The organism is Amphritea atlantica (assembly GCA_024397875.1).
GTDB lineage: Bacteria > Pseudomonadota > Gammaproteobacteria > Pseudomonadales > Balneatricaceae > Amphritea > Amphritea atlantica_B.
In genome coordinates, this window is sequence record CP073344.1 from 667,685 (window position 1) to 692,605 (window position 24,921).

At 49.3% G+C, this 24,921-nt stretch carries 24 protein-coding genes; 16 read left to right on the forward strand and 8 right to left on the reverse strand.

What is annotated here, in order from left to right:
• Positions 1–709 precede the first annotated feature (709 nt).
• From KDX31_03025 to KDX31_03055, 7 genes are read left to right on the forward strand one after another with little or no spacing between them, the layout of a single operon-like run.
• Entirely contained in the window at positions 710–1,708 is a 999-nt protein-coding gene (locus KDX31_03025) for an ABC transporter substrate-binding protein (GenBank protein UTW04008.1), read from the forward strand.
• A complete protein-coding gene (locus KDX31_03030; protein ID UTW04009.1) occupies positions 1,705–2,472 on the forward strand; it encodes an ABC transporter permease subunit in 768 nt (255 codons plus the stop codon). Before KDX31_03025 ends, KDX31_03030 begins: the two co-directional genes overlap by 4 nt.
• Positions 2,459–3,235: an ABC transporter ATP-binding protein gene (locus tag KDX31_03035; protein ID UTW04010.1), complete on the forward strand. Its 777-nt coding sequence runs from the start codon at positions 2,459–2,461 to the stop codon at positions 3,233–3,235. The genes KDX31_03030 and KDX31_03035 overlap by 14 nt, the downstream gene beginning before the upstream one ends.
• Entirely contained in the window at positions 3,235–4,005 is a 771-nt protein-coding gene (locus KDX31_03040; protein ID UTW04011.1) for an ATP-binding cassette domain-containing protein, read from the forward strand. The genes KDX31_03035 and KDX31_03040 overlap by 1 nt, the downstream gene beginning before the upstream one ends.
• On the forward strand, positions 3,995–4,972 hold the full coding sequence (locus tag KDX31_03045; GenBank protein ID UTW05283.1) for a PQQ-dependent catabolism-associated beta-propeller protein: 978 nt from the start codon (positions 3,995–3,997) through the stop codon (positions 4,970–4,972). Before KDX31_03040 ends, KDX31_03045 begins: the two co-directional genes overlap by 11 nt.
• Before the next feature lie 44 nt (positions 4,973–5,016).
• The gene (locus tag KDX31_03050) at positions 5,017–6,225 is read left to right on the forward strand and encodes an ABC transporter substrate-binding protein (GenBank protein UTW04012.1); all 1,209 of its coding nucleotides are present in this window, start codon (positions 5,017–5,019) and stop codon (positions 6,223–6,225) included.
• 5 nt (positions 6,226–6,230) lie between these two features.
• The gene (locus tag KDX31_03055) at positions 6,231–7,031 is read left to right on the forward strand and encodes an ABC transporter permease (GenBank protein UTW05284.1); all 801 of its coding nucleotides are present in this window, start codon (positions 6,231–6,233) and stop codon (positions 7,029–7,031) included.
• Positions 7,032–7,249: 218 nt separating this feature from the next.
• Here KDX31_03055 and KDX31_03060 read toward each other — a convergent pair whose 3' ends face one another.
• From KDX31_03060 to pqqA, 3 genes are all read right to left on the reverse strand, one after another.
• On the reverse strand, positions 7,250–8,491 hold the full coding sequence (locus tag KDX31_03060) for a HupE/UreJ family protein (GenBank protein UTW04013.1): 1,242 nt from the start codon (positions 8,489–8,491) through the stop codon (positions 7,250–7,252).
• A gap of 74 nt (positions 8,492–8,565) precedes the next feature.
• Entirely contained in the window at positions 8,566–9,153 is a 588-nt protein-coding gene (locus KDX31_03065; protein ID UTW04014.1) for a VOC family protein, read from the reverse strand.
• Between the two features lie 298 nt (positions 9,154–9,451).
• Positions 9,452–9,526, reverse strand: coding sequence for a pyrroloquinoline quinone precursor peptide PqqA (gene pqqA / locus KDX31_03070; protein UTW05285.1), 75 nt, complete (start codon positions 9,524–9,526; stop codon positions 9,452–9,454).
• A 446-nt stretch (positions 9,527–9,972) separates the two neighbouring features.
• Here pqqA and KDX31_03075 point away from each other — a divergent pair, with 446 nt between their 5' ends.
• The 8 genes from KDX31_03075 to pqqE all read left to right on the forward strand — a co-directional run bounded on the left by KDX31_03075 (position 9,973) and on the right by pqqE (position 18,891).
• Positions 9,973–11,664 carry a PQQ-binding-like beta-propeller repeat protein gene (locus KDX31_03075; protein UTW04015.1) on the forward strand — a complete coding sequence of 564 codons (1,692 nt, stop codon included), beginning with the start codon at positions 9,973–9,975 and terminating at the stop codon, positions 11,662–11,664.
• 70 nt (positions 11,665–11,734) lie between these two features.
• Entirely contained in the window at positions 11,735–12,160 is a 426-nt protein-coding gene (locus KDX31_03080) for a cytochrome c (GenBank protein ID UTW04016.1), read from the forward strand.
• 26 nt (positions 12,161–12,186) lie between these two features.
• Entirely contained in the window at positions 12,187–12,984 is a 798-nt protein-coding gene (locus tag KDX31_03085) for a transporter substrate-binding domain-containing protein (protein UTW04017.1), read from the forward strand.
• Between the two features lie 350 nt (positions 12,985–13,334).
• The gene (locus KDX31_03090; protein ID UTW04018.1) at positions 13,335–15,392 is read left to right on the forward strand and encodes a sigma-54-dependent Fis family transcriptional regulator; all 2,058 of its coding nucleotides are present in this window, start codon (positions 13,335–13,337) and stop codon (positions 15,390–15,392) included.
• 287 nt (positions 15,393–15,679) lie between these two features.
• Entirely contained in the window at positions 15,680–16,627 is a 948-nt protein-coding gene (pqqB, locus tag KDX31_03095) for a pyrroloquinoline quinone biosynthesis protein PqqB (GenBank protein ID UTW04019.1), read from the forward strand.
• 11 nt (positions 16,628–16,638) lie between these two features.
• Positions 16,639–17,409: a pyrroloquinoline-quinone synthase PqqC gene (gene pqqC, locus KDX31_03100; protein ID UTW04020.1), complete on the forward strand. Its 771-nt coding sequence runs from the start codon at positions 16,639–16,641 to the stop codon at positions 17,407–17,409.
• Complete coding sequence (gene pqqD, locus KDX31_03105; GenBank protein UTW04021.1) at positions 17,406–17,699, forward strand: pyrroloquinoline quinone biosynthesis peptide chaperone PqqD; 294 nt, start codon at positions 17,406–17,408, stop codon at positions 17,697–17,699. Before pqqC ends, pqqD begins: the two co-directional genes overlap by 4 nt.
• Entirely contained in the window at positions 17,674–18,891 is a 1,218-nt protein-coding gene (gene pqqE / locus KDX31_03110) for a pyrroloquinoline quinone biosynthesis protein PqqE (GenBank protein ID UTW04022.1), read from the forward strand. Before pqqD ends, pqqE begins: the two co-directional genes overlap by 26 nt.
• Positions 18,892–18,938: 47 nt before the next feature.
• On the opposite strand, the gene hpaD is transcribed toward pqqE, so the two are convergent.
• The 3 genes from hpaD to KDX31_03125 all read right to left on the reverse strand — a co-directional run bounded on the left by hpaD (position 18,939) and on the right by KDX31_03125 (position 21,781).
• Positions 18,939–19,787 (reverse strand): 3,4-dihydroxyphenylacetate 2,3-dioxygenase, encoded by an 849-nt coding sequence (gene hpaD / locus KDX31_03115; GenBank protein UTW04023.1) that lies wholly within the window; start codon positions 19,785–19,787, stop codon positions 18,939–18,941.
• A gap of 414 nt (positions 19,788–20,201) precedes the next feature.
• Positions 20,202–21,260 (reverse strand): AraC family transcriptional regulator ligand-binding domain-containing protein, encoded by a 1,059-nt coding sequence (locus KDX31_03120; protein UTW04024.1) that lies wholly within the window; start codon positions 21,258–21,260, stop codon positions 20,202–20,204.
• Positions 21,261–21,472: 212 nt separating this feature from the next.
• A complete protein-coding gene (locus KDX31_03125) occupies positions 21,473–21,781 on the reverse strand; it encodes a hypothetical protein (protein UTW04025.1) in 309 nt (102 codons plus the stop codon).
• Between the two features lie 146 nt (positions 21,782–21,927).
• Between KDX31_03125 and KDX31_03130 the strand changes: the two genes are divergently transcribed.
• Positions 21,928–22,755 carry a 2OG-Fe dioxygenase family protein gene (locus tag KDX31_03130; protein UTW04026.1) on the forward strand — a complete coding sequence of 276 codons (828 nt, stop codon included), beginning with the start codon at positions 21,928–21,930 and terminating at the stop codon, positions 22,753–22,755.
• Between the two features lie 75 nt (positions 22,756–22,830).
• Here KDX31_03130 and KDX31_03135 read toward each other — a convergent pair whose 3' ends face one another.
• Positions 22,831–23,466, reverse strand: coding sequence for a trimeric intracellular cation channel family protein (locus KDX31_03135; protein ID UTW04027.1), 636 nt, complete (start codon positions 23,464–23,466; stop codon positions 22,831–22,833).
• A 40-nt stretch (positions 23,467–23,506) separates the two neighbouring features.
• Positions 23,507–24,814 (reverse strand): diguanylate cyclase, encoded by a 1,308-nt coding sequence (locus KDX31_03140; protein ID UTW04028.1) that lies wholly within the window; start codon positions 24,812–24,814, stop codon positions 23,507–23,509.
• Positions 24,815–24,921: the final 107 nt, after the last annotated feature.

The following is a 24,921-nucleotide window of genomic DNA, read 5'->3' on the forward strand; positions in this document are numbered from 1 at the left end:
TAATCAATGGGTTGTTATTTGATTGTGATTCTTTTAATAAGCATTGTCCTGACGTTGTTTATAAAATGTTGAGTGGCATGTGAAACAGATTGTTTCAATCCGGTGACTCATAGTGTGGCGTAACTATAAAATATACTTATTAACAGGATTTTTATAACAGAGATCTGTTTTTGTGCTTTTTTATACTGAATGACTAAATGTTAATTCTGTTTTTTTATAATTAACTTCCGCTAAAGCGTATTGGTTTTATTAAGACTCTGTGTCGCACACACTTGCGACAGTCTGTTGCTCAAGGATAGTGTCTGATGATTATTTTTATATAAAAATTAGTTATTTCGTACAGTTATCAATAGTTTATGATTTTGGTACTGTTATTGCTGTAATTACGAGTGTTAGTTGTGAGATGTATATCAGCTTATTCATTGTAATTTCGTAAGCTATTTGTCCGGCATGTTGTATCCGATACCTCATTTACCCTTTCCCCTTCAGGGTGTTTTGTACAATATGCCGGGCTTTTTTATCTCATAGGGTGGCTGATGAACTAAGGTTCAGGAGAGAGTGAATGTTGTTAGCTGCCCGTCATCTGATATCTGGGAGTGCTGTTTTGAAAATCCTATTTTCTGCTTTTTGTTCAGTAAGTTTTATCCTGGTTAAGATTGAGCGGATCAGACGTGCTCTGATTAAAGCAGGCAAAACCGGTGTAGTAACCTTGTCTCTTGTCACTGTTGGACTGCTGCCTTGCGCGCTCTCTTTTGCAGAATCACTACCCGTCGTGCGTGTTGCTGTATTGCAGTTCGGTACAGTCAATTGGGAGATGGATGTGATACGCCATCATAAGCTTGATGAGAAATACCAATTTTCCCTTGAAGTGACCCCTGTTGCGGGCAAAAACGCCAGTTCGGTTGCACTGCAAAGCGATGCCGTCGATCTTATCTACAGTGACTGGGTATGGGTTAACCGGCAGCGGCTTAATCAGAGGATGTTTGGCTTCTCGCCGGTCTCAGCGGCAACCGGGGGACTTTATGCCCAGCCGGATAGTCCAGTTTCATCCCTTAACGATATTCAGGATACACGCCTGGGCGTCGCTGGTGGCTCGGTTGATAAAAGCTGGTTACTGTTGCAGGCCTATAGTAAACAGGCAACGGGAAGAGATCTGTTAGAGGTTGTCGAGCCTGTTTTCGCCGCGCCACCCCTGTTGAATCAGTTAATGTATGACGGAAAACTGCCATTGAGTCTTAATTTCTGGCACTACAGTGCCAGGCTCCAAGCGAAAGGGTTTAAACCGATTATCAGTGTGGATGAGATGATCCGTGGGCTGGGGGTTAACTATCAGATTCCACTGTTGGGCTGGGTTTTCACTGAGGCATTGATAGAGGATAAAAGCGAGCAGCTAGGTAACTTTTTAAGGGCGTCCCGGGAAGCCAGACAGATACTGTTGGCGTCAGATGCGGAATGGCAGCGTATTCGACCGCTGACCCGGGCTGAAAATGACCAGATTTTTGCAGCGCTTAAAGCGGGTTATCGCTCAGGTGTTCAGCTGCAGTTTGGTATTGAAGAGTTGGATTCGCTGGAAACGCTCTACGCCATTATGGCTCGGGAGGGGGGCGAAAAGCTCACCGGCGGCGCTGTAAAACTGGATAGATCTCTGTTCTGGGTGCCTGGCACTGACAAGGGTGTGGTGCAGGTCGATTCAGGAGGGAGTAAGTGATTGTTCCCGGAATACAACGCCTGGTGCTGGCGGCGCTGCCTCTGGTAATACTGTTTTCCGTATGGCAGTTTGCAGCGATGCTATTGGATGACAGCAGCTTGCCCAGTGTGCTGCAAGTGTTTGCCAGTTTTCGCACCCACCTGTTTGAGGGGGATATGTTGCATCATCTGATGGTGACCATGGTGCGGGTGCTGCTTAGTTTTGCCATTGCGATGGCGCTGGGTGTGATGATCGGTATCATGATGGGAGCGTTTCCCCGGTTGAACGTGGCGGGCGACTCTATTCTGGTCATCGCCCTTAATGTACCGGCCTTAGTCACTATTATGCTCTGTTATGTCTGGTTTGGTCTGGTGGAAGCGGCAGCCATTGCCGCGGTGGCGATTAATAAAATCCCGACCGTTGTGGTGATGGTGCGGGAAGGTGCCCGGGTAGTTGACCAGGATCTGCTGGACGTGGCGAAGGTATTTCAAGTCTCTCCACTTCGTTATTTCTTTAAAGTATACCTGCCCCAACTTTACCCCTTCATCATGGCATCAGCCCGTTCGGGTCTGTCGCTGATCTGGAAAATAGTGTTAGTGGTTGAACTATTGGGTCGCAGTGATGGGGTAGGTTTTCAGTTGGGCACCTATTTCCAGTTTTTTGATATCTCCAGCATTCTGGCTTATACCCTGGCGTTTGCAGCCATCATACTGGTGATTGAGGGACTGATTATGCGTCCGTTGGATCGTTACATCGCGCGGGGGGGATATCATGGTCAGTCTTGATATTGCCCTCCAGAGTAAGTTCTATGCCAACAGTCCGGACAAAGTGCTGGGACCGCTGTCCTTCAGCGTATCGCCGGGTGAGTTTGTCGCGCTGGTTGGCCCTTCAGGTGCGGGTAAAACGACTCTGCTGAATATGATCGCGGCATTGCAAAACTGTGCACCCGGCGAGATTAAGTTTAATGGCAGGCCTCTGACCGGTAAGCCCGGCTGTAAGATCGGCTATATATTCCAGCAGCCGAGATTGATGTCCTGGTTAACGGTGGCTGATAACCTGCGTCTGGTGAAGCCTGACACCACTGAGTCTGACATCGAGGCGATACTGACAAAGGTTGGGCTGGCGGGAAAATCCGATCTCTATCCAAAACACCTCTCGGGCGGGATGCAGCGCAGAGTCAGTATCGCCCGGGCTTTTCTGACCGAACCGGATCTGTTGCTGCTGGATGAGCCCTTTGTATCACTGGACGCCCCCAATGCGGATAACCTGCGTTCACTGTTAAGTGAGTTATGGGTGGAGCAGCAACCGACGGTTATCTTTGTCACCCATGATCTGAATGAAGCGATTCAGTTGGCGGACCGGATTCTGTTCCTCTCCTCAGCACCGGGGATGGTGATTCTGGATAAACCGGTTGATATAGCGCGCCCTCGTTTGCCTGATGATAGCAGGCTACAACGCTGGAAAATCGATCTGCTTTGCGAGTATTCCGGCTTGTTAGAAGGGGCGCTCTCTGGTCCTGGGCTGAAGTCGGTCGCCGGGGGACAATAATGCAATCAGAAGCCGCACTGGAGCTGACCGATGTCAGTAAAACCTACGGGGCTGTTAAAGCACTGAATGAGATTAGTCTGGCGATTCAGTCATCACAGTTTGTGGGGCTGCTGGGGCAAAATGGTGCGGGCAAAACGACGCTGTTTCAGCTGTTAACCGGTCTGTTCAACAGTGATAGTGGCCAGATACAAGTGTGTGGTCATGATATCCGCTGTCATCCGATTGCGGCACTTGCCTCTATCGGCGTGGTATTTCAGCAGTCGACCCTGGACCTCGATCTGACGGTTCAGGGCAACCTTAAATTTCACTGCCTGTTACATGGGCTCAGCCGATCAGAGGCAGAACAGCGTATTGCCAGTGAGTTAGAGCGCTTTGATATGAGTGCAGTGCGACACCAGCCAGTGCGCCGTCTCAGTGGCGGCAACCGGCGCAAGGTTGAGCTGATCCGCAGCCTGCTACACCGGCCCCGGCTGTTATTGATGGATGAAGCCACCGTTGGGTTGGATCCGGAATCCAGAAAGTCGCTGGTTAATCATGTCATCTCCCTGTGTAAAGAGCGGGATCTGGCGGTGCTTTGGAGCACCCATATAGTCGAAGAGATTCAGCAGGCTGATCGGGTCGTGGTGCTCGACAAAGGTAAGATTCTGGCTGACTCATCCCCCGACAAATTACTGGCTGGAGAGGATAGCGGAGTCTCTCTTTCAGACGCATTTTTACACCTGATCAATCTCAATAAAACGGCTGGAGTCGTGCATGAACATGCTTGTTAAAACCTTTAAATCGGTGGCGCTGGTATCGCTGTTGTTAGTGGCACATCAGAGTCAGGCAAAAAGTGGATATGTTTTTGTCAGCAGTGAAAAAGATGACCGGGTCACCGTATTTGAAGCAAAAAGTATGGATAAAGTAACGGCGATTAAAACCAGTGAACGCCCAAGGGCGATGAAGCTGAGTAAAGATGGCGCACTGCTCTATGTTGCCTGTGGTGATGCGGATGCGATCGATGTGATCGATGTGGCGACGCTTAAAGTCCAAAAGAGTATTGAGATCGGTGAAGACCCTGACCGCTTCGATCTGTCACCGGATGAGAAATACCTCTATGCCTCTAACGAAGATGATGGACTGGTCACCGTTTACTCATTAGAAGATGACAGGAAAGTGGCCGAGATTGAAGTGGGTGAAGAACCGGAAGGGGTGTTGGTCTCTGCGGATAATCGCCGGGTCTACGTGACCTCTGAGGTCGCTAACATGGTCCATGTAATTGATGTAGAGAGTCGTGAACTGATTGAGAATATTGTGGTGGGCAACCGCCCCCGACGGATGCTGCTGACCCCCGATCAGAAGCAGCTCTGGGTCAGTAACGAGGTGGGCGGTACCATTTCGATTCTGGATACGGAGTCTTATCAGCCCGTCGCTGAGCTGACTTTTTCTCTGCGAGGCGTGCGTGCGGAAAGTATCTCTCCGGTTGGTATGGTGATGACCAAAGATGGTCAACGAGCCTACATCACACTGGGTGGGGCTAATCATGTGGCGGTGGTTGATATAGCGGCTAACAAAGTGATCGATTATATTCTGGTGGGCAAACGGGCCTGGGGAATTACCCTTAACCATGACGAGAGCCGGCTCTATGTCACCAATGGCAAGAGTGATGATCTGGCGGTGATTGATACGCAGCGTCTGAAAGTGATCAGGTCGGTACCCGCAGGGCGGGTGCCCCACGATGTTGTGGTAGATGACTGATGTTGTGTTTTACGCCGACTTGTACCCAGATAAGCCTCGGGTCGATGAGTCTCAGGCGGGCTGTCTTATTGCTGGCATTGCTTTTGTCATCCTCGGTATCGGCAGCGGAGCTTCAGACAGTCAGCATCGCCCTGATTGAATACGCAAACGATCCCCGTTACCGGGAAGACGTCATCGATGCCCGTTATCAGGCTCAACCCTGGGGTCGACTCGATACGGCCGTTGAGCTGGCGATGAAAGAGTCCCGCTTTGCAGCGCAGAAAAACGGTGTGAAGTTTGAGCTGGCTAAATATGATGTCGATGAACTTAGCCGCCTGCCTGCGCTTATGCGGCGTTTGCAGGCTGAAGGCACGCAGTTTTTATTACTGGATCTTCCAGCTGAGGGGGTAAAACTGGCCGCTGATGCTGCACAGGGTAGCGGTACTGTTCTGTTTAACCTTAGTGCCCTTGAAAACAACCTGCGGGATGCAGACTGTTACGCTAATTTGCTGCATATAGCACCTAGCCGTCGGATGCTGACTGATGCGATGGCGCAGTACCTGATCTCTAAAAAATGGAAAGAGGTGCTGGTGCTGCACAGTGATACGGAAGCCGATCAGCGCTATCTCGATTCATTACAGGCGTCCGCCAAAAAGTTTGGTCTCGATCTGGTCGCCCTTAAGTCATACACGCTGGGGAATGACCCCCGCCAGCGCTACCAGAACAATATCGCCCTGTTAACCGCTAAGTATGATTATGATGTGGTCTATGTTGTCGATAGCAGGGGAGAGTTTGCCGTCGATGTGCCGTACTCCATCATTAAACCACGACCAGTGGTCGGTGCATCCGGGCTGGTGGCAGACTGGTGGCACTGGGCCTGGGAGCGTAATGGTGCTCCTCAGGTCAACAAACGTTTTAAAAAGAAAGCGAAGCGGCAGATGACCGGCTTCGATTGGTCAGCCTGGTTAGCGGTGAAGGTGATTGCCCAGGCAATGCTCGATCTGCCTACGTCTGATAACCGCGCTGTCACCGCTGAATCACTGTTTCATACGATACGTTCTGAATCGTTTAAGCTGGATGGTGCCAAAGGCTATCCGCTGAACTTCCGCCCCTGGAACAATCAGCTCAGACAACCCGTTTTCCTCACCTCGCTGAACCGTGTCATCGGGCGTGCGCCCATTGATGGTTTCCTGCATCCGATGAATAACCTCGATGTGCTCGGCAGTGATCATGATGAGGGGCGCTGCCAACTGAATCCGGGAGGCAGTCTGTGAATTCCATGCATGCGATCAATGCATTCAGCGCACTGTCCGCCCGCGAGACCAGCAAGTTCATGCGTCAGAAAGGGCGTCTGTTTTCAGCACTGGTGAGGCCCGCCTTATGGCTTCTGGTGTTTGCCGCCGGTTTTCAGAATGTCTTCGGGGTAGCGGTTATCCCCCCGTATGAATCTTATATCGAGTATGAGGTGTACATCACGCCGGGTCTGTTGTGTATGGTGATGCTGTTCAACGGTATGCAGTCATCTTTGTCGATGGTGTATGACCGGGAGATGGGGCTGATGCGTCTGTTACTGACAGCGCCACTGCCGCGCTGGTATATCCTGTTTAGTAAACTGATGGCCGGGACACTGTTATCGCTGTTGCAGGTGTACAGCTTTATGATTATCTGCTGGCTGTTTGATGTGGATATCCCGCTCTATGGTGCGCTCACCGCACTGCCTGCGTTTATCCTCGCCGCGCTGATGCTGGGGGCGCTGGGGTTGTTACTTTCGGTATCGGTGAAACAGCTGGAGAATTTCGCCGGGATGATGAACTTTGTAATCTTCCCCATGTTCTTTATCTCGCCGGCGCTCTACCCGCTGTGGAAACTGGAAGAGGCGGGTGCAGAGCTGGTGTATCAGGTCGCGCAGTACAACCCCTTTAGTCACGCCGTAGAGCTGGTGCGTTTTGCCCTGTATGGCCAGTTTAACTGGCTATCACTTGGGGTCGTCAGCGGGGCCTTTATACTATTTTTTAGTCTGGCGGTGTGGGGCTATGATCCTCAGAAAGGCTTGGTAGGGCGGTCAAAGTCAGGCGGGTAGACTTTATTTAGGCCTGGCTAAGGAGCTGACAACCCTGAGGAGCCAGCCCTGACTTGCGGAGTTTGAGTAACTTGTATGGCAACACACTCCGCTTTCCCATTTGTTCAGATTATATCCCAATAGCAGCCAGTATTTTTACACATAATCTCTGTGTTCTCTGTGTTTAAACGGTTGTTGTGCTTTTTATTTTATTATCGCTCTCTGTAAACGGATGCCTCTCAGATTTGCATTGTTTCAATCAGTGGAATTGAACGGGTCACTATCCAGTAGGCCGACACCACCAGGGTGAACAACGAGACGTAGACGTGAATCGGTCTGGCAGAGGTCAGATGCTTTCTGATCAGTGCGGTCAGTACAAATGCCAGACCATAGACAAACAGCTGGCCCGCTTCGATACCGACATTGAACGAAAGCAGATTGCTGAGACTGGTTTGAGAACCCTCCCGTGCCAGTTCATTAAAGACAAATGAGAATCCAAAGCCGTGAATAACACCGATAATCAGTATCGGAGTGGTGCCGATATGCTGCGCTTTTTTGCACAGTAACAGGATTGCGGTGACGCAGATTGTCAGGGCAATCAACAGTTCGATCCCCGGTGTAAATGCAGGCGATGTAATCGCCAGGTTATTGCCGAACAGCAGGCTGAATGAGTGTCCGATGGTGAACGCTGTGGCCAGAGACAGCAGCCTGATAAAACCGCTAGCACTGAAAAATAGTAGCAGTATAAACAGGATATGGTCGGTGCCAATCAGTATATGGCTGAAGCCGCTGCTGAAGCCATCAATCAGTCGTGCTGTCAGCGAAGGCTGGCGGGTGGTTGAGTAGTCGAGAATCCCCACCGTTGTTGCAGATGTTTTTTCGTCATCCCTGTAGAGGTTAATGATATTGGCGAGACGATTAATGGCATTGAATTTATCACCCAGAATACTGCTGATGGTGATTTCATCGTTGATCAATGAGGTATCAGGTAGCCTTAGCCTGATATCCAGTCCTGCATCAAACAGTGAACGGGAATCTGCGCTGATACTGACGTCACCGTTAAAATTGCTCTGGGCTGTGTCTAAACTACTGAAGGGTTTGCGGCTGTCTGAGTTAAATATGTTGATTGCCTCAACACGATAGAGCTGCTGCTGCCCATTTTTTTTGATGCTGTATCCTGCTGTGATCAGGGTTTTTAACTCTGCCAGATTTTCCCGGATCTCATTGTGATTGATCAGATACTCGACGGTGTCTGCTGCGGATATTCTCTGTGTAAAAGGAACTTCCTGTTTACTGTCCATCCCTTTCCAGCTGTCATCCAGAAGAATCAGGGGAAGCGGCATGCGCATCAGAATAATAGTGTCCTGGTTTGCTTCATACAGATGGATGATTCTTGGCTCAAAATGGGAGAAATGAGCGTTTGCTGCTGAGCTGAGTAACGAGCTTATGAGGATGAGGAACAGTGCGTATATTTTTTTCATAACCTGTACCATTTTTTAATAGCATTACCCGAAGGTAATGCTATTAGTAACCTTATTAGTTTTCTGAAGCGCTATTAGTAGCGTGGGTCCCACATTCTGCCCCCCATCTCTTTTTCGTACCCCTGGCCAAATGGGTAGCTGACAATCTCCAGCTGCATGCCCCATGGCGCCATGAAGTACACCCAGGTCAGACCTTTCATGCCGGTATCAGTAAAGGTATGTGGCTTGCCCAGCACTTTTATCCCTTTATCTTCCAGATATTTAACAGCGGTGGCCATATCGTCTACATAGAATGCAAGGTGGTGCCCACCAATGTCACTGTTACGCGGAAGGGTTTTTCTTTGATCTGGAGATGTGTACTGAAAGATCTCAAGGTTTACACCATTTCCACAACGCATCAGATGGGCGGTGGAAATCACTGCCTTTTTGTCTACATTCAGGTTTTCTGTCATCCAGTCATTATCAAATGGACCAAAAGGACCAATTGAATAAAAAGATTCGCAGCCGATGATATCTTTAAAAAAAGCAGTTGCTTCTTCAACATTTGGGACGGTGAATCCCAGATGCTGACTACCCCGCATACCGGGTATACCCGCCTGGCTTTGTTGGATGAAAAGGGAAAATAAAAACAGTGATGCGGTTAATATTTTTATTTTTTTCATGTTGATACTCCATGGTTTATGAACAGTGAACTCCCATAAACGCATTTCCCGTGCCAGTTAGTGGATTCTTGCGGCAAGTCTGTAATAGCGGTGGAAACAGGGCATTTATTTAATATGAGGCGGAAGTCTTCTGCATCAGTGTGTATCAGTATTCGAGTCAGAGTGTGCCAGGCAGACACTATCAGCGTGGATCAGGGATCATTAACGAGTGATGGGGGTATTGCTGTTGCAGGGTTTAGAACCCCCGCAATGAAGCAGGGGCGGGGCACGTATGTTTTAAGCGGTACTTCCTGCCGGTTTAGCGGTGTGCGAAGTACATTGTGACTTCGAAACCAATTCTCAGATCTTTATACGCTGGTTTTGTCCAGTTCATTTTATTTTCCTCATTTATAGATGAATGCATAACGTGACTTGAAATGTCATGAATGAGTAAAGCAAAGATCGTACCCGCCTGGTCATGAAAGAGTCTTCCTATGCTCAGAATTCCTGCTTCATCGGGACAGAAGCTGCACCGACACACAAAGTCTCGTTAGCCGGGGGAGCTGCCGGGTTTGTCTGTCGGTCGGTTTGTTGTAAACGCCCCTCAGCTCACACTGCTCTGTAATACAGTCTGTGTCATTCCCTGACACGATTTGTGTTGTCATGCTGGATTCATTGTTCAGACAAATCTCTGGAGTTCTCCGCAGTGTCGTCTTTTTTTGATTAAAAGTACTTATATATCAGTGCATTAGTTTTTTTTGTGGCAAGGGTTCTCGATATTGGCCTGCATGTTGCGTTGCTCTCTGATGTGTAGTGGCGGACTTACCCGGGTGGGTCTGCATGATATTGATAGATGGAGATCGAGAAGTGATTAAAATAAAAAAACTAGCGCTATCCGCATGTATTACGTCGACCCTTGCCTTGTCGTGCGCTTCGGCTGTGAATGCATCTTCAGAAAGCCCTGATGACTGGCCGCAATACCACCGAACGTCTGATGCATGGCGATATAGCCCATTGGATCAGATCAACTCGGATAACATTGATAAGCTTAAAGTGGCCTGGATTCATCAGCCGGGCGATATTCAGATGGGCTTGCAGGCAACGCCGATCGTGGTTGATGGCATTGCTTATTATATCGGGCCAAATAACAACGTATTTGCCCTGGAAGCGGCGACCGGTAAACAGATCTGGCACTATCAGGCTGATCTGGATGCGATTGTTGATGAGGTGTTCTATGTGGCCGCAAGTCGTGGCGTCACAGTCGGCCATGGGAACGTCTATGTCGGGTCTCTCGACGGGCGCTTTATTGCGCTTGATCAGAAAACTGGTAAAGAAAAGTGGTCAACTCAGATTACCGATCAGGAAAAGTGCTACGGCTGCCTGTTCTCCTCTCCACCACAGCTGGCGGGAGATGTCCTGTTCGGCGGAACCACCGGTGGTGACCAGCCAACTCAGGGTAAAATCTTCGCGGTCAATGCGATTACCGGCGAAAGGATGTGGACCTTCGATATTCTGAAAAAAGATGATCCGAAAAGCTGGCCAGGCGATTCCGGTGAAGTTGGCGGAAGCGGTGCCTGGTTGCCGGGTACCTACGATAAAAAAACTGACACCATCTTTATCGGTACTTCAAATGCGGCGCCTGATTTCTATGGTGCAGAGCGCGAAGGGGATAACAAATACAGTGCCAGCCTGCTGGCTCTCGAGCCTAAAACGGGTAAGTTGAAATGGGCTTATCAGGAGATTCCGCATGATGTCTGGGACTATGATTCAGCTTATGAAGCACTGAGTCTGAATGTCGACGGCAAAGATGTTTTAGTACATCTCAACAAAAGTGGTTACGTTTTTGTATTGGAGAAAGCTACCGGTAAGGTCGAGAACGTCTGGCCTTTGGCGGAGAATATCAACTTTGTTAAAGGTATCGATCCTAAAACCGGTGAGCTGATTGGCCGGGTTGATATGCCTGAAGGTAAAGAAACCACGATCTGTCCTTATCTATTGGGTGCCCGTAGCTGGAATCATGGAGCCTATAACCCCGATACAGGTCTCTGGTACACCAACGCGATGGAGGTGTGTAACGTTGTCGTTCCTGCACCTCAGGAACATGAGAGTGTCGGTATCGCCGGTCTCTATCTGGGGGTCAGTAAGCTGGTGGCGGTTCCGCCTCCGGGCAAGAAAGCTTCAGCCCGACTGGATGCACGTGACCCGATCACCGGTAAATTGAAATGGTCTGTTGATTACCCGCTTCCCGGTCTGGGTAGTGTTCTGACTACCGGCGGTAACCTGGTCTTTAATGGTGACCCCTACGGTGTGATCCACGGATATAACGCAGAGAATGGCAAAGAGATCTGGAACTTCAATGCCGGTTCCGGTCTTCGTGGCGGTATTGTCAGCTACTCAGTTAAGGGTAAACAGTACATTCTGGCTTCAACCGGATTTGGTTCCCATGCGCCAGGATTTATGGCGAGTGCTTTCCCTGAAGTCAGCGGATTACCCGGTGGTGCAGCCTTGGTTGCATTTACCCTGGAAGACTAGTTAGTTCCGCATTGGGGGTGGCGTAGCCGCTGCCCCCTTTTTTCAGATGATTGAGTGGGAGAGTACTGTTATGTCAGTTCAGTTATTAACATCGATACGCTATAGCGTATTCCTGATTACACTGCTGAGTGGGGTCACTTATGCCGTGGCGCCGCCGGTTAGCGATGATGGAAAAACTGCAAAGAAAAAAGCTCAGGAAGATCCTGAGTATATTGCCGAGATGAAGGCGAAAGTCTTTAGTAAAGAGAACAGTTCAGTTGCCAATGGTGAGCACCGGTTTAATCAGACCTGTGTTTACTGTCATGGACATCAGGGCTCAGGAGGAAAAGCCAGGAAACTTCAGGGACGTGAGTTTGATGCAGATTACCTTTTTAAAACAATCACAAAAGGAAAAAAACGCGGTTCATTAGTCATGCCACCGTGGAAAAGGACATTCACACCCGAAGAACGCTGGGAGTTGGTGACCTATATCCTGTCGTTAAGTGAAGAAAAGTAACAACCAGTCAAACCGTGAGGTCCGATATGAGTATAAAAATAAAAAGACTGACGCCCCGATTTCATAAACGACTGAGTTCAGTGATTATCAGTTTTATCGCATGGACGTTTATCGCTATAAGTCCGGCTGCAAATTCGCAGGCAATCAGTGAGATCAGAGCAAGTGGTGAAATTAATCTGTGTGCAAATCCGGAACAGATGCCATTCTCTAAGCAGGCTGATACACCTGAAGGCCTGCAGATCGATGTGGCAAGGGCTATCGCTGAAAAGTTAGGCGTATCTCTGAATGTTTCCTGGATCTTTTCTAAGCGTCAGGCTAAGAAAGTGGGTTGTGATTTTTATGCTGGTGTTGCCCGGCTTAAAGGTGGCGATTCAAAATATCTGCTGATCACAGAACCCTATCTACGTCTTGAGTTTAAGCTGGTTACCCGTGATAACGGCCCGGTTATCAATAGTATCGATGATCTTAAACCGCTGGTGGTAGGGGTGTCGCCGGGCAGCATTGCATCCCATGCTTTAACTAAAAACAATATCCGTATTGCCGTACGCTTTCCTGATGAAGCCAGCCGTTTGCAGGCACTGGCTGATGGGCTAATTGACGCCGCCGTAGTGACCAATGTTTCCGCAGGATGGTTTCAGACCGGTCATGGACAGCTACAGGTGTTTGATGCCGAGGCTGTTCTCAGCACCGGACTGAATTACGATTATGCGCTGGGATTACGCAAGTCAGATGATAACTCCCGTAATCGTTTTAATCAGCTACTGGCCGAGATGAAGAATGATGGTTCATTGGCAGACATACTGAATCGTTATGGCGTCAAATAAATCCGTTTTGGATCGTGTTTGCTTCTTCCATATCTGCTTATCCAGGGCAGAGTTTTGAGCGCGTCTTTCGCGCTTCTTTGTTATCTGTTGCTTCTGTAATAATGGCGGGTAAGGAAAGTGCTGGATCGATCGTGAAGGGCGATGTGACGGCTGAGTGGCCTCTTTACAGGGGCTCAATGAATGTATGCTATATTTAACAGAGGTTTTTTGTGCCAAAGTATAGTTTTAACATAGGGTAAAAGGAGTAGTTTAGGGATACTGTGGGCTTGTACAACTTGACACTAAATAAATATAAAAATGATCCCTGTCTGGCGTTGAATTGCGAAGGCGGGGAGTGAACAGGTGAATTGATGTCTTCAAATACAGGTTATTCTGATAAGAATGCGAAGTCTGTAAACATACAGGAGCCAGAAGAGAGGGATACCGATACCGCTACTGATAAGTATATTAAGAGCTCCTGGGAACGGTGTCGTGATCAATACAAGATGACCCCAGACGCCAATGTAGAGCTGGTTTCGCTTTCTGAGTCTGAAGTCAGGCAGCGCCGGGAACCGATGGAAAAGCTGTTGAGCGATTCCGAAGAGGTGTTTGATAAGATCAGAACAGTATCAAAGCAGAGTGGTTATGCGGTTCTGATAACGAACACTGAAGGTGTGGTTGTTAAATCCTATGCGGATTCCAATATTAGTCATGATCTGGAGCAGAAAGGTCTGCGTCAGGGAACCTTGTGGTCAGAAAAAACGGTCGGTACGAATGGCCTTGGAACCTGTTTAACCGAGTGCAAACCAGTAACCGTGTTTGCTGAAGAGCATTATGGCTTTAATCTGCATAATTTCAGCTGCTCCGCTGCGCCGTTAATCTCTCCGGATGGTACGCCATTTGGAGCCCTGGATATCTCTACCTATGCGTCTGGAAACCGACTTTATCAGGCTTTAGCGCTCAATCTTGTGTGTGAGACCGCAGATGAAATTGAGGCGATCGTTTTTAAAAATGCGTATGCACATCAGCGTGTCATCAGCTTATCCTTTTCTCCGCTTCGACCCGAGACAACAGCGCTTATTGCGGTCAATGACAGCGATACAATTATCGCTGCGACAACGCCGCTGCTGCTGACACTGGGGTGCCGGGACCGTTATGAATTAGTCGGTCGCAAGTTTCAGGAAGCATTCAGCCATAATTCAGAGCATCTGGAGTCATCAGATGTCGTCGAACTTTACGTCCGGATTAATGCTAAGTCGCTAAAACTTTTTGCGACCCTGTTACATCATTCAGCCTCTGAAACGCAGGCGAAATCCTCTCAGAGTACTCTGTCAAAACGCTCGGAACCTAATAGTCTCGCGGCTAAAACAGAGGTTGCCGGAAATCAGGCTGAGGATTCACCTCTGTTTAATGCAGCAGGAAAAGAGCCGCTGTTATTGAAGCAGGCCAGTCGTTGTCAGCGTATCGTGAACAAGGGTATCAGCATCCTGCTGCAGGGAGAAACCGGTACCGGTAAAGAGGTGTGGGCCCGGGCGCTGCATCAAAGCAGTGAGCGTGCAGACAAGCCGTTTATAACGCTTAATTGTGCTGCGATTCCTGAATCGCTGATTGAAAGTGAATTGTTTGGTTATGGTGCCGGTACCTTTACCGGGGGATTGAAAACCGGCAAGGTGGGTAAGATTCAGGCCAGTAATGGCGGCACCCTGTTTCTCGATGAAATCGGCGACATGCCCATCGAGCTGCAAGCCAGTTTGCTCAGAGTGCTTGCTGAAAGTGAGATCATCCCGCTGGGCGAGGTGAACCCTGTAAAGGTCAGTCTGAATGTTATTTGTGCGACTCACCGTGATCTGAAAGAGCTGGTCAGCAGTGGCGATTTCCGGGAAGACCTGTTCTACCGCATCAGTGGTTTTCAGGTTGCTTTGCCAAGTTTGCGCGAACGGGAAGACCAGCCGGTTATTATCGAGAAAGTATTGCGTGCTCTCTGTCTGGATGAAGAGAATGCTGAAAACGTACAGGTCGCTCCCGAGGCTTTGAAAGTACTGTGTCGCTATCAGTGGCCGGGCAATATCCGTCAGCTGAAAAATGTACTCCAGTACGCTATGTGTATGCGTGAGGGAGATCTTATTCAGCTTGATGACCTGCCTGATGAGGTGTTTGCCGAACCTGCCACTATTGAACATCAGGCAGACCAGTTTTCTTATGCTCCTCCATCCCGCATGGTATCGATGGCGGGTGTGGCAGAGGAGGGGACGGAACCGCAGACGCTATCTGAAAAGGAAGAGTTGGAGCAAGTGCTTGAACAACATCGCTGGGTCGTCACCCGTGCGGCAAAGGCGTTGGGCATTAGCCGTTCAACATTACACCGTAAGATAAAAAAGTATAACCTCTTCATTGATGAAGCCGCCGGGCAGTTGGATTCTATGTCTTAGAGATGTTCTGTTTTGTGACCTGAAAACCATGCATGCGCATGGTTTTTTTTGCCCCTGAATAAGGTTTTTGCAACGCTGTATTAACACATTGTATCTGAGTCAGTGTGTCGCATGTTGGCCAGAACAGAGTGTTGCTTCCGGTGCTAGTGAATGATTTTTTTGTTTATACCTTATTAAAATCAATGGTTTATTTTATGGCATGGCTGTTGCTGTCTCTGTGTAGGTGAAATTTTTTTGCCCAATATGACTGATCAGAAACCTGATAGTTACAACACAGAAGAATAACAATGAAAATACAAGTATTAGGCTCCGCAGCGGGCGGCGGATTTCCTCAGTGGAACTGTAATTGCCGCAACTGTGTCGGCTATCGGGCCGGAACTCTCAATGCAAAATCCCGGACTCAGTCCTCCATCGCGGTGAGTGCCAACGGTGAAGACTGGATTCTGTTTAACACCTCCCCGGATATCCGCCAGCAGTTGGCTGACTTTGCGCCGATGCAGCCGAATCGTGCGATTCGCGATACCGGTATTGCGGCGATTGTCTTTATGGACAGTCAGATCGACCATACCACCGGTCTGCTGATGCTGCGTGAAGGTTGCCCCCATGAGGTCTGGTGTACCGATATGGTGTATCAGGATCTGACCACCGGCTTTCCCATCTTCAAGATGCTGGAACACTGGAATGGCGGCATTAAACGCAACCGCATTCCTGTCGGGGGATCGGTAGAAGAGGGCACTAACAGCTTTGTGATCCCTCAGGTACCCGAACTGAAACTGACAGCGGTTGCGCTGCTCAGCAGTGCACCACCCTATTCACCGCATCGCAACGATCCTCATCCAGGGGACAACATAGGTATCCTGATAGAAGATACCCGCAGCGGCAAAACTCTGTTCTATGCCCCTGGCCTCGGCCAGATTGAGCCCCACCTTAAACCGATTATGAAAGACGCGGACTGCTTGCTGGTTGACGGCACTATCTGGCGTGACGATGAGCTGCTGACCTCAGGTGTTGGCGATAAGCTCGGCGTCACCATGGGCCATCTGGCGCAGTCCCGTAACGAAGACACCGGTGAGGGTGGCATGATCGATTTTCTGGATACGTTAGAAAAACCCCGGAAAGTGCTGATCCATATTAACAATACCAATCCGATTCTGGATGAAGACTCTCCGGAGCGGGCCGAAGTGGTCGCCCACGGTATCGAAGTCTCCTGGGACGGAATGGGTATAGAACTCTGAGAGGTTTTACCATGAATGCACAGATGAAAGATGTCCAGCCACCCATGAGCCGGGATGAGTTTGAGCAGGCGTTGCGGGCTAAAAGTGCTTACTACCATACGCAACACCCGTATCACGTTGCCATGTATAACGGCAGCTGCACCAAAGAGCAGATCCAGGGCTGGGTCGCTAACCGTTTTTACTATCAGATCTCGATTCCGGTGAAAGATGCGGCGATTATGGCCAACTGTCCCGACCGCGATGTGCGGCGTCACTGGGTGCAGCGGGTGCTGGACCATGATGGCTATGATGGCGCGGTCGGTGGTATCGAAGCCTGGCTGCAGCTGGGTGAAGCAGTGGGCCTGACCCGTGAAGAGATTCTGTCGCAGGAGCATGTGCTGCCCGGTGTTCGCTTTGCCGTGGATGCCTATGTCAACTTTGCCCGCCGGGCGAGCTGGCAGGAAGCCGCCAGCTCCTCGCTGACAGAGATGTTTGCACCAACGATCCATCAGAATCGTCTGGACAGCTGGCCGGGCCACTATCCCTGGATTAAAGAGGAGGGCTATCAGTACTTCCGTAACCGTCTGACCGAAGCTCGCCGCGATGTGGTACATGGGCTGGAGATCACCCTGGATTACTATAAAACCCGCGAACAGCAGGAAAAGATGCTCAACATCCTGCAGTTTAAACTGGATGTGCTGTGGACCATGCTGGACTCGATGACCATGGCCTATGAACTTAAACGTCCACCGTATCATACGGTGACTGACGAGAAGGTTTACCACAAAGGATTGTTTGCATGAGCAGCCCGGCGAACGCTCCCGCGATAACGCCGGATCAGACCCCGGTGCTCAACTGGATGTTCCGCTTCCAGTGGGAGAAGGCGCAGGACAGCTATGTGCTGCTCTATCCGGAAGGCATGGTTAAGCTGAACGGCCCGGCCGGTGAAGTGCTGGCGCTGGTGGACGGTCAGCGGACTGCAGCGGATATTATCCAGACACTGCAGGCCAAGTTTCCCGATGCTGAGGGGATCGACCGTGATATTCTGGATTTCTTAGGAGACGCCCGTGAGCAACTCTGGATCACCCTGTAACGGTCAGCCTTCACAGGCACCGTCCTTAAGCAGTGTCCCAACCCATGGCCAGCCACTCTGGTTGCTGGCCGAGCTGACCTATAAGTGTCCGTTGCAGTGCCCTTACTGTTCTAACCCCCTCGACTTTGCCAATTTTGAGACGGAGCTGACGACCCAACAATGGCTCGATGTTTTCCAGCAGGGACGAGAATTAGGGGCGGTGCAGCTGGGCTTCTCTGGTGGTGAACCGCTGGTGCGACAGGATCTGACAGAGCTGATCGCCGGAGCCAGTGAGATGGGGTATTACACTAACCTCATCACCTCAGGGGTGGGCCTGAATGAGCGAAAGATGGCAGAGTTTCAACAGGCGGGGCTGGACCATATTCAGGTCAGTTTTCAGGCCAGTGACGAGTCAGTTAACACTATGCTGGCGGGTTCAAAGAAAGCGTTTAAGCAAAAACTGAAGATGGCTCGGGAGGTCAAGGCACAGGGTTATCCTATGGTGCTGAACTTTGTCACGCACCGGCATAATATTGACCGGATCGACCGCATCATTGAGCTCTGTGTTGAACTTGAAGCGGATTACGTTGAGCTGGCCACCTGTCAGTACTATGGCTGGGCTGTTGAAAATGTTAAACAGTTGCTGCCAACCCGTGAACAACTGGAAAGGGCTGAACGGATCACCAATGAATACCGGGATAAACTAGCCGCGGCGGGCAATCCGATTAAACTGATTTTTGTCACGCCGGATTACTATGAAGAGCGGCCCAAAAAGTGTATGAACGGTTGGGGCCAGGTGTTTCTGACGGTAACGCCGGATGGTAAGGCGTTACCTTGTCACAGCGCACGCATGCTGCCGATCGAGTTTCCTAATGTGACAGAGATGACGTTACAGCAGATCTGGGATGAAAGTCCGGGGTTTAACCACTTTCGTGGCGATGGCTGGATGAAAGAGCCCTGTCGAAGTTGTGATGAAAAGGAAGATGATTTTGGTGGCTGTCATTGTCAGGCTTATATGCTGACCGGGGATATGCACAATGCTGATCCTGTGTGTAGTAAGTCGGAGCATCACGAACTGATTCTGAATGCCCGTGCTAAGGCTGAAACGGTTACCGATAATCCGGCTGAATTCGTCTACCGAAATGAGCGTAATTCGCGGATTATTGCGACCGATAGCCTTACTGATAGTCTTGTTAAATCCTCTGTGGACTAAAGCAAAAAGCCGTTCAGAGAACGGCTTTTTTAACTCTTTAATACTGCTCAGACCGGGAAGACTACGTTGCACTGTCCGGTGCCGGAGCTGGGGAAGTATTCGGTCATAATCTCTGCACAGCCTTCATATTTGTCCCAGCCCAGCAGGCCGAACAGCATTGCTGTGTCGTGCATACCGCCTTCACCGGCACAGTCTTTAGCGTATTTCGGTAGGATATCGAGAAACGCTTTGTGCTTGCCTGATTTCCACATATCCAGCACCATCAGATCGGTTTCCTGATTCAGTGGCTCACTGATTTTAAACATGTAGTCGCCGACCACTTTGTTCGGTGGGATTCGGTGTGACAGCGATCCACTGGCCAGGAAGGCCACCCGCTTATCTGACTTGTTGATCGCCTCAAGAATCGCTTCGCCTACCTGCTTCGACTCTTCCAGATCGGCGTCATACATCCAGCCCGCGACAGACACGACTTTAATATCATTGCCGATACCCAGATAACGTAACGGAACCAGAGTGCCGTATTGCAGCTGCAGCGTATCAACATCGTGGTGGCAAAGAGTGGTGACGCCATTGGCTGTAGCGATCTCAGCAATTTGCTGCCCGAGTTCGGGATCACCGGTATGGCTGTACTCCATATTATTGAGGAAGTGTGGGAACTCAGTACTGGTAAACACCCCGGACATATCGGGTTTAGCATTAATATGAAAGCCAGCATTCACCAGCCAATGGGTGTCCGAAATCACGATGGTATCCACTTTAAGCTCGCGGCACATATCACCAATACGGCGCAGCCCCTGTATCGCTGATTCACGAATACCGTGCAGTGGCCCCTCTTTTTCGGAGATAAACATCGAAGGCACATGCGTTACTTTTGCTGCCAGAACCAGTTCGCCCATAACTCACCTCAACTCGCTTTGTTATTTGATTTATTCAACGGAAGTTATTTCCATAGGAAGCGAGTATAGGGTGGATTCCTGAATCGCCTTTGCCATTTAAAGCAAAGCTTTTACCATTTAAGACAGGGCTGATCTGTACAGCGAATTTTTACCACAGAGGCCACAGATGAAGGGGGGAAGAGCATTTTTACCACAGAGGGCACAGAGCTCACTGAGAAAAGCGGTTAGGAAGATATTAAAGGTTTACCTCTGTGTCCTCTGTGGTGAACAGTTTTTAAAGAAGTCTGGATCGGAACGCGGTTAAGGTTTTTACTACAGAGCAACAGTACCCAAAGGGCATGCTAAGAGCACTGAGAAAAGCGGTTAAGAAGATTTTAAATATTTACCTCTGTGTCCTCTGTGGTGAACGTTTTCTTAAAGGTGACGGGCACGGAACGCTGTCGGGGTTTCTCCGCTCCAGCGTTTAAAGGCCCGGTTCAGGTGTGCAGGATCTGAGAACCCCAGAGAATAGGCGATCTGGGTAATACTCTGGCGGGAGTGTTGCAGATATTTTCGGGCAAGCTCTTCGCGGATCTGATCCCGTAACGCTTGAATCGTCGTGCCAGACTGGGTGAGTTTATATTGCAGTGTTCGGGGCGCCATCTTTAACTCAGAGGCAACCGCTTCCAGTGTCGTCAGTCCCAGTGGCATCAGGTCTATCAGTGCACTTCTGACCTGCCCGCAGAGATCGGCCATCTGTAAACGGTGAAGATAGTCTTCAACCAGTTTATCGTTCTGCTCTGCCAACAGTGTATTCCCGGTTGGCAGGTCTTTTATCAGTGAATCAGCGCTTAACTGTAACCGGTTGTCGGGCGCTCCAAAGCTGACGGGGCAGTTGAAATAACGCTCCCATAACCCGGGGTTGTCCGGTTTCTGGCGGGTAAAGCTGACCGCCGCAGGAGAAAACTCGTCATCAGACATATCCCTGAACATCTTCACCACTGCGCCGAGAAAATAATCGACCCCTTCAGGGGCAACCAACGGGCGGCTATCGGAGTGCCGGACGGTCATGATGAAATCAAAATCTTCCTCCCCGATTTTATCCAAAGATAAGTGGCAGCCGTCATTGAGCAATACTTCAAAGCGAACCATTCGCCGGAGTGCATCGAACAGACTGTTGCTGGCCCACAGAGAGAAACCCAGGGCATGAAAGGTAGTGGGGCAGACATAGCGCGCAACCTGTAAACCGATATTCTCCTGACCTGTTTCTGTGAGTGCCAGAGCCCAGAGCGCGCGGGTATGGTCGGAGCTGAAGCGAACATCCGTATTGCGCTTTTGTGATATATCCACACCCGCTGCGTGCAGAAGTTCAGCACCATTGTATCCCAGAGAATCCAGCGCCCGCCCGACAGCCACAGACCAGCCACCGACAACTGTGGATGATTGTTTGCTATTGATCTGAGTCTGTGGGTTTGATTGCAGATGTGTGTTCATGTTTATTTAAAAAATATCTCAGTAGCTTACTGTGAATATAGACACATTTAACCTAAGGATACCGTTTTTTCTCCTGCAGCGGATAGTTATTCTGCGGCGCTGACAGTGATCGGGTCCGGCTTTATATTCTTTAACTAGCAGGTCTGTAGTTTACTGATTATTAAAACGCCTTAATTCTGGTGGCAGTCAAAAACGTTCTGATAAACAGCTCCCTATGAGGCAGATTTACTGCTTAACCTGGCTGCAAACAGGGGATATACAAAGCCTGTCTGGCCAGTGAGCGCCGATGAGTTTTGATAGAAATAGATAAAGCCAATCGTGACACCATCATATTCCCCGAACAGAACTTCACCTCTTTTCTCTCTCTGCAACCGATGAATGTCAGCCGCTGTCGCTGTGATTGTATCGGACATCTTCTGGTATTCGCCGAGCTTTTGCATATACCCGACAACCCGTGTCGCGTCTTCAGCTGTTTCGGCCCTGGGTCTGAATCGGGGCATTCTGGTTTGAATAATATCCATATCGTTTTTCACAAAAACGCCAACGTCATTTTTAACGCCTGTTTAAATTGCTACAAATAGAAGCAGAAGGTTCGGTGTGTGCCGGACCTTCTGCTTCTATTTGCTGCATTCTGCAGCGGTTTCTATCTCACAGGAGTGATAATACTATGGAAACGTCAGTCGTAAATAATACTGTTCAGAACCTCCCTCAAACCTATATTCCACAGCAGGGTATTTATCAAAAGTCAGACGTTCAGTCGCCAGGAAAATACTGGGATGACCGGGTATATGAAGCGGTGCGCTGTGGTAGCTGGAGCAAAACAGATGTTCACCACCGGGTTAACCTGCAGGGCTGGTTACCCTATCTGAAACAACTCCCCCGGGATCCTTATGTGGACAGCCGCTGGAAGCGGATGTCCTGGTTCTATCTGAATCAGTCCGGTGAGCCTGTTGTCGTGCCGGACTGTCCGATGGCCCAGGCGGGTGCGTTTAATGATGCTGAAACCATGGCGGATAAAGTCCGCCACTATGCGCCGCTGGAAGATGACTTTATCCGGCGCAAAGATGTCTCTGAGTTTATCAAAGGCTGGGCCGGGCTTTGGGATATTCAGCCTGGCGAACCTATTCTGATGCAGATAAATGGTGTGCGGGGGAACGCGTTAACTGATCCGTTACAGGGGCAGGGGATCCATAAGGATGGCAGCCAGTTTCTCAGTGTGTTGGTGATTAACCGTGAAAATGTCAGTGGCGGAACCAGTTTATTGTCGTTTGATAAACAGGGGCAGCAGGAGATTATCTCGGGTGACCTGGCGCCGGGAGAGATCCTGCATATACGCGATGATCAGATCTACCACAGTGTCAGTGGTGTGAAGCCGCTTGATGCCAGCCAGCCATTTGAGCGGTTTATTATTATCATAAACTGTCGCTTTAATGATTCGTTTCAGAACCGCATACTCAGGGAATATTTTCCCGGAGCAGTTTTGAACGAATGGTAAGCTAATTGAAGTAGCAAAGTGAGTGATAAAAAGGCGAACCGTGTGTTCGCCTTTTTTTGGGGGGGAGGCGTTAATTCAGTCCTGTTGCGTTTTGCGATAGATATTTGGCAGTTTAATATGAAACCGGATCGCCAGCGCCCGAAGCACAAAAGCTACCACAAAACCGCCCACTAGATCGTAACTGTTGGGCAGGTTGAATGAGTTAAGCGTCAGATAGGTGACAGACCCTGCCATCATGGTGGTGATATACAGTTCTTCATTCATCAGTGTCAGGTTGCTGCCACAGAGCAGATCCCGGGCAATACCGCCAAAGCTGCCGGTCATTACACCCATACACACGGCAATCAGAGGCGATGTGCCAAAATCGAGTCCGATCTTAGTGCCCACTACGCCAAAAAGTGCAATACCGATAGCATCCATCCAGATCAGCGCACGTGAAAGCGAAACCAGTTTAGGTGCGATAAAGTAAGTGACGGCGGATGCCACCAGACAGATAATGATCCACATAGGTTCCCGAATCCAGAGCACCGGCAGGTTGCCCAGCACCAGATCGCGAAGCGTGCCGCCTCCCAGCCCGGTTGCAGTGCCGATTAGCATGAAGCCGAGAATATCCATCTTCTGACGGGCGGCATCCAGCGCACCGGAGATGGCAAATACCGCCACTGCCGATAATCCCATGATATTCACAACAGCGGTAATATCGAATGGCATCCATTAATTTCCTGAATTTATATTTTGAGTTATAAACAGATCAGTTATCAACCGTACTGCTTTCTTTTGCTAGGCTGATATCGTCGTTTTCGCGCTGTGCAATACGAATACAGTTTCGGCCAGCATGTTTAGCAGCATATAGTGCCGTATCTGCAATCCGAAAAATATCATGGACCTTAGATAGCACAAACTGATTACTGTGGTAGATACCCGCGCTTATGGTTAATGGGATGATGTTATCACCGTATATGAAAGTATTTTGCTGAATTGCCAAGCGTATCCTCTCAAGTTTATCGGTTGCCTCTTTAAAATCAATTCTATTCAGCACCAGTACAAACTCTTCGCCTCCGGCCCGATAGATATGATCATACTCCCGTGTTTCCTGTTTCAGCAGCAGCGCCAGTTCTTGTAAGATGTAGTCACCTGCCTGATGGCCATAGGAATCATTTACGTGCTTGAAGTGATCTATATCGATCATACAGAGGGCAAAGTGAATCTGATGAGTTTTACTCAACCCGATTAAGGATTCTATGTCACTCTCGAGGGTCAGGCGGTTTCTGAGCTTGGTTAACGGATCATGAGTGGCGATATCTTTAAGTTTTTTATTGCTGATTTCCAGCTTTAAAGTGCGTGATTCTACTATCTCTTCAAGACTTTCCAGTGCTTCAGTCTGGGCTTTCAGTGAGGCGTAGACGATTGAGAGCATCGGTCTGAAGATAAACACTATCTCCAAAAGCAATGCGATCAGCGTAGTAATCCAGACAAGCAGTTCAAGATTTTCAAGTCTGTTGAGGCGCTGCTCCCCCTCCAACTGATACTGGTTAACTGCGGTATTCAGGTCTGTTAACAATTGTTCAGACGAGTTGTTGATCTGTTCAAAATATAACTGGGCATCCTTATGACGACTACTGCTCAGTAGCATCGCAGCAAGGTTAAGGTATGTGTCTACCCTGGCATAAAGATTCATCCTGCCAAAATAGATTTCCCTGCAGGGAGTGGATAGATCAACGGTCCAGTTTTCCGACAGTAAGCCTGACGATAGTTTATGATTTGCCGCTTCCATATCATGGATATTTCTCCTCATCTGAGAAGTCAGTTCATCTGATGCAGGGCTGCCGGCAAGCATGGCATCATATATACGGTGAGCATCCAGAGCGATATGCTGACTCAGCATGCGCTGACGACCCGAAAGGTTGACGATGTAGGCGGTGCTTTCTGAATCAGACAAAGATGACAGCAGGGTGTAATAGGCAGCGGTTGAGAGAACCGCAATAATCAAAACGCCCAGCAGATAACGGTGGCGGATAGAACGGTACAGTGATTGGTGACTCTGTGGATTGGACTTCATTATCATCCCTGGTAATTTATTTGAATCGAGGACGGTATGAATAAGTACGCTGGTTCTCTACGGGTTTGTTCACACCTCCCCTGATATCTTAGCAATAGATCAACTGA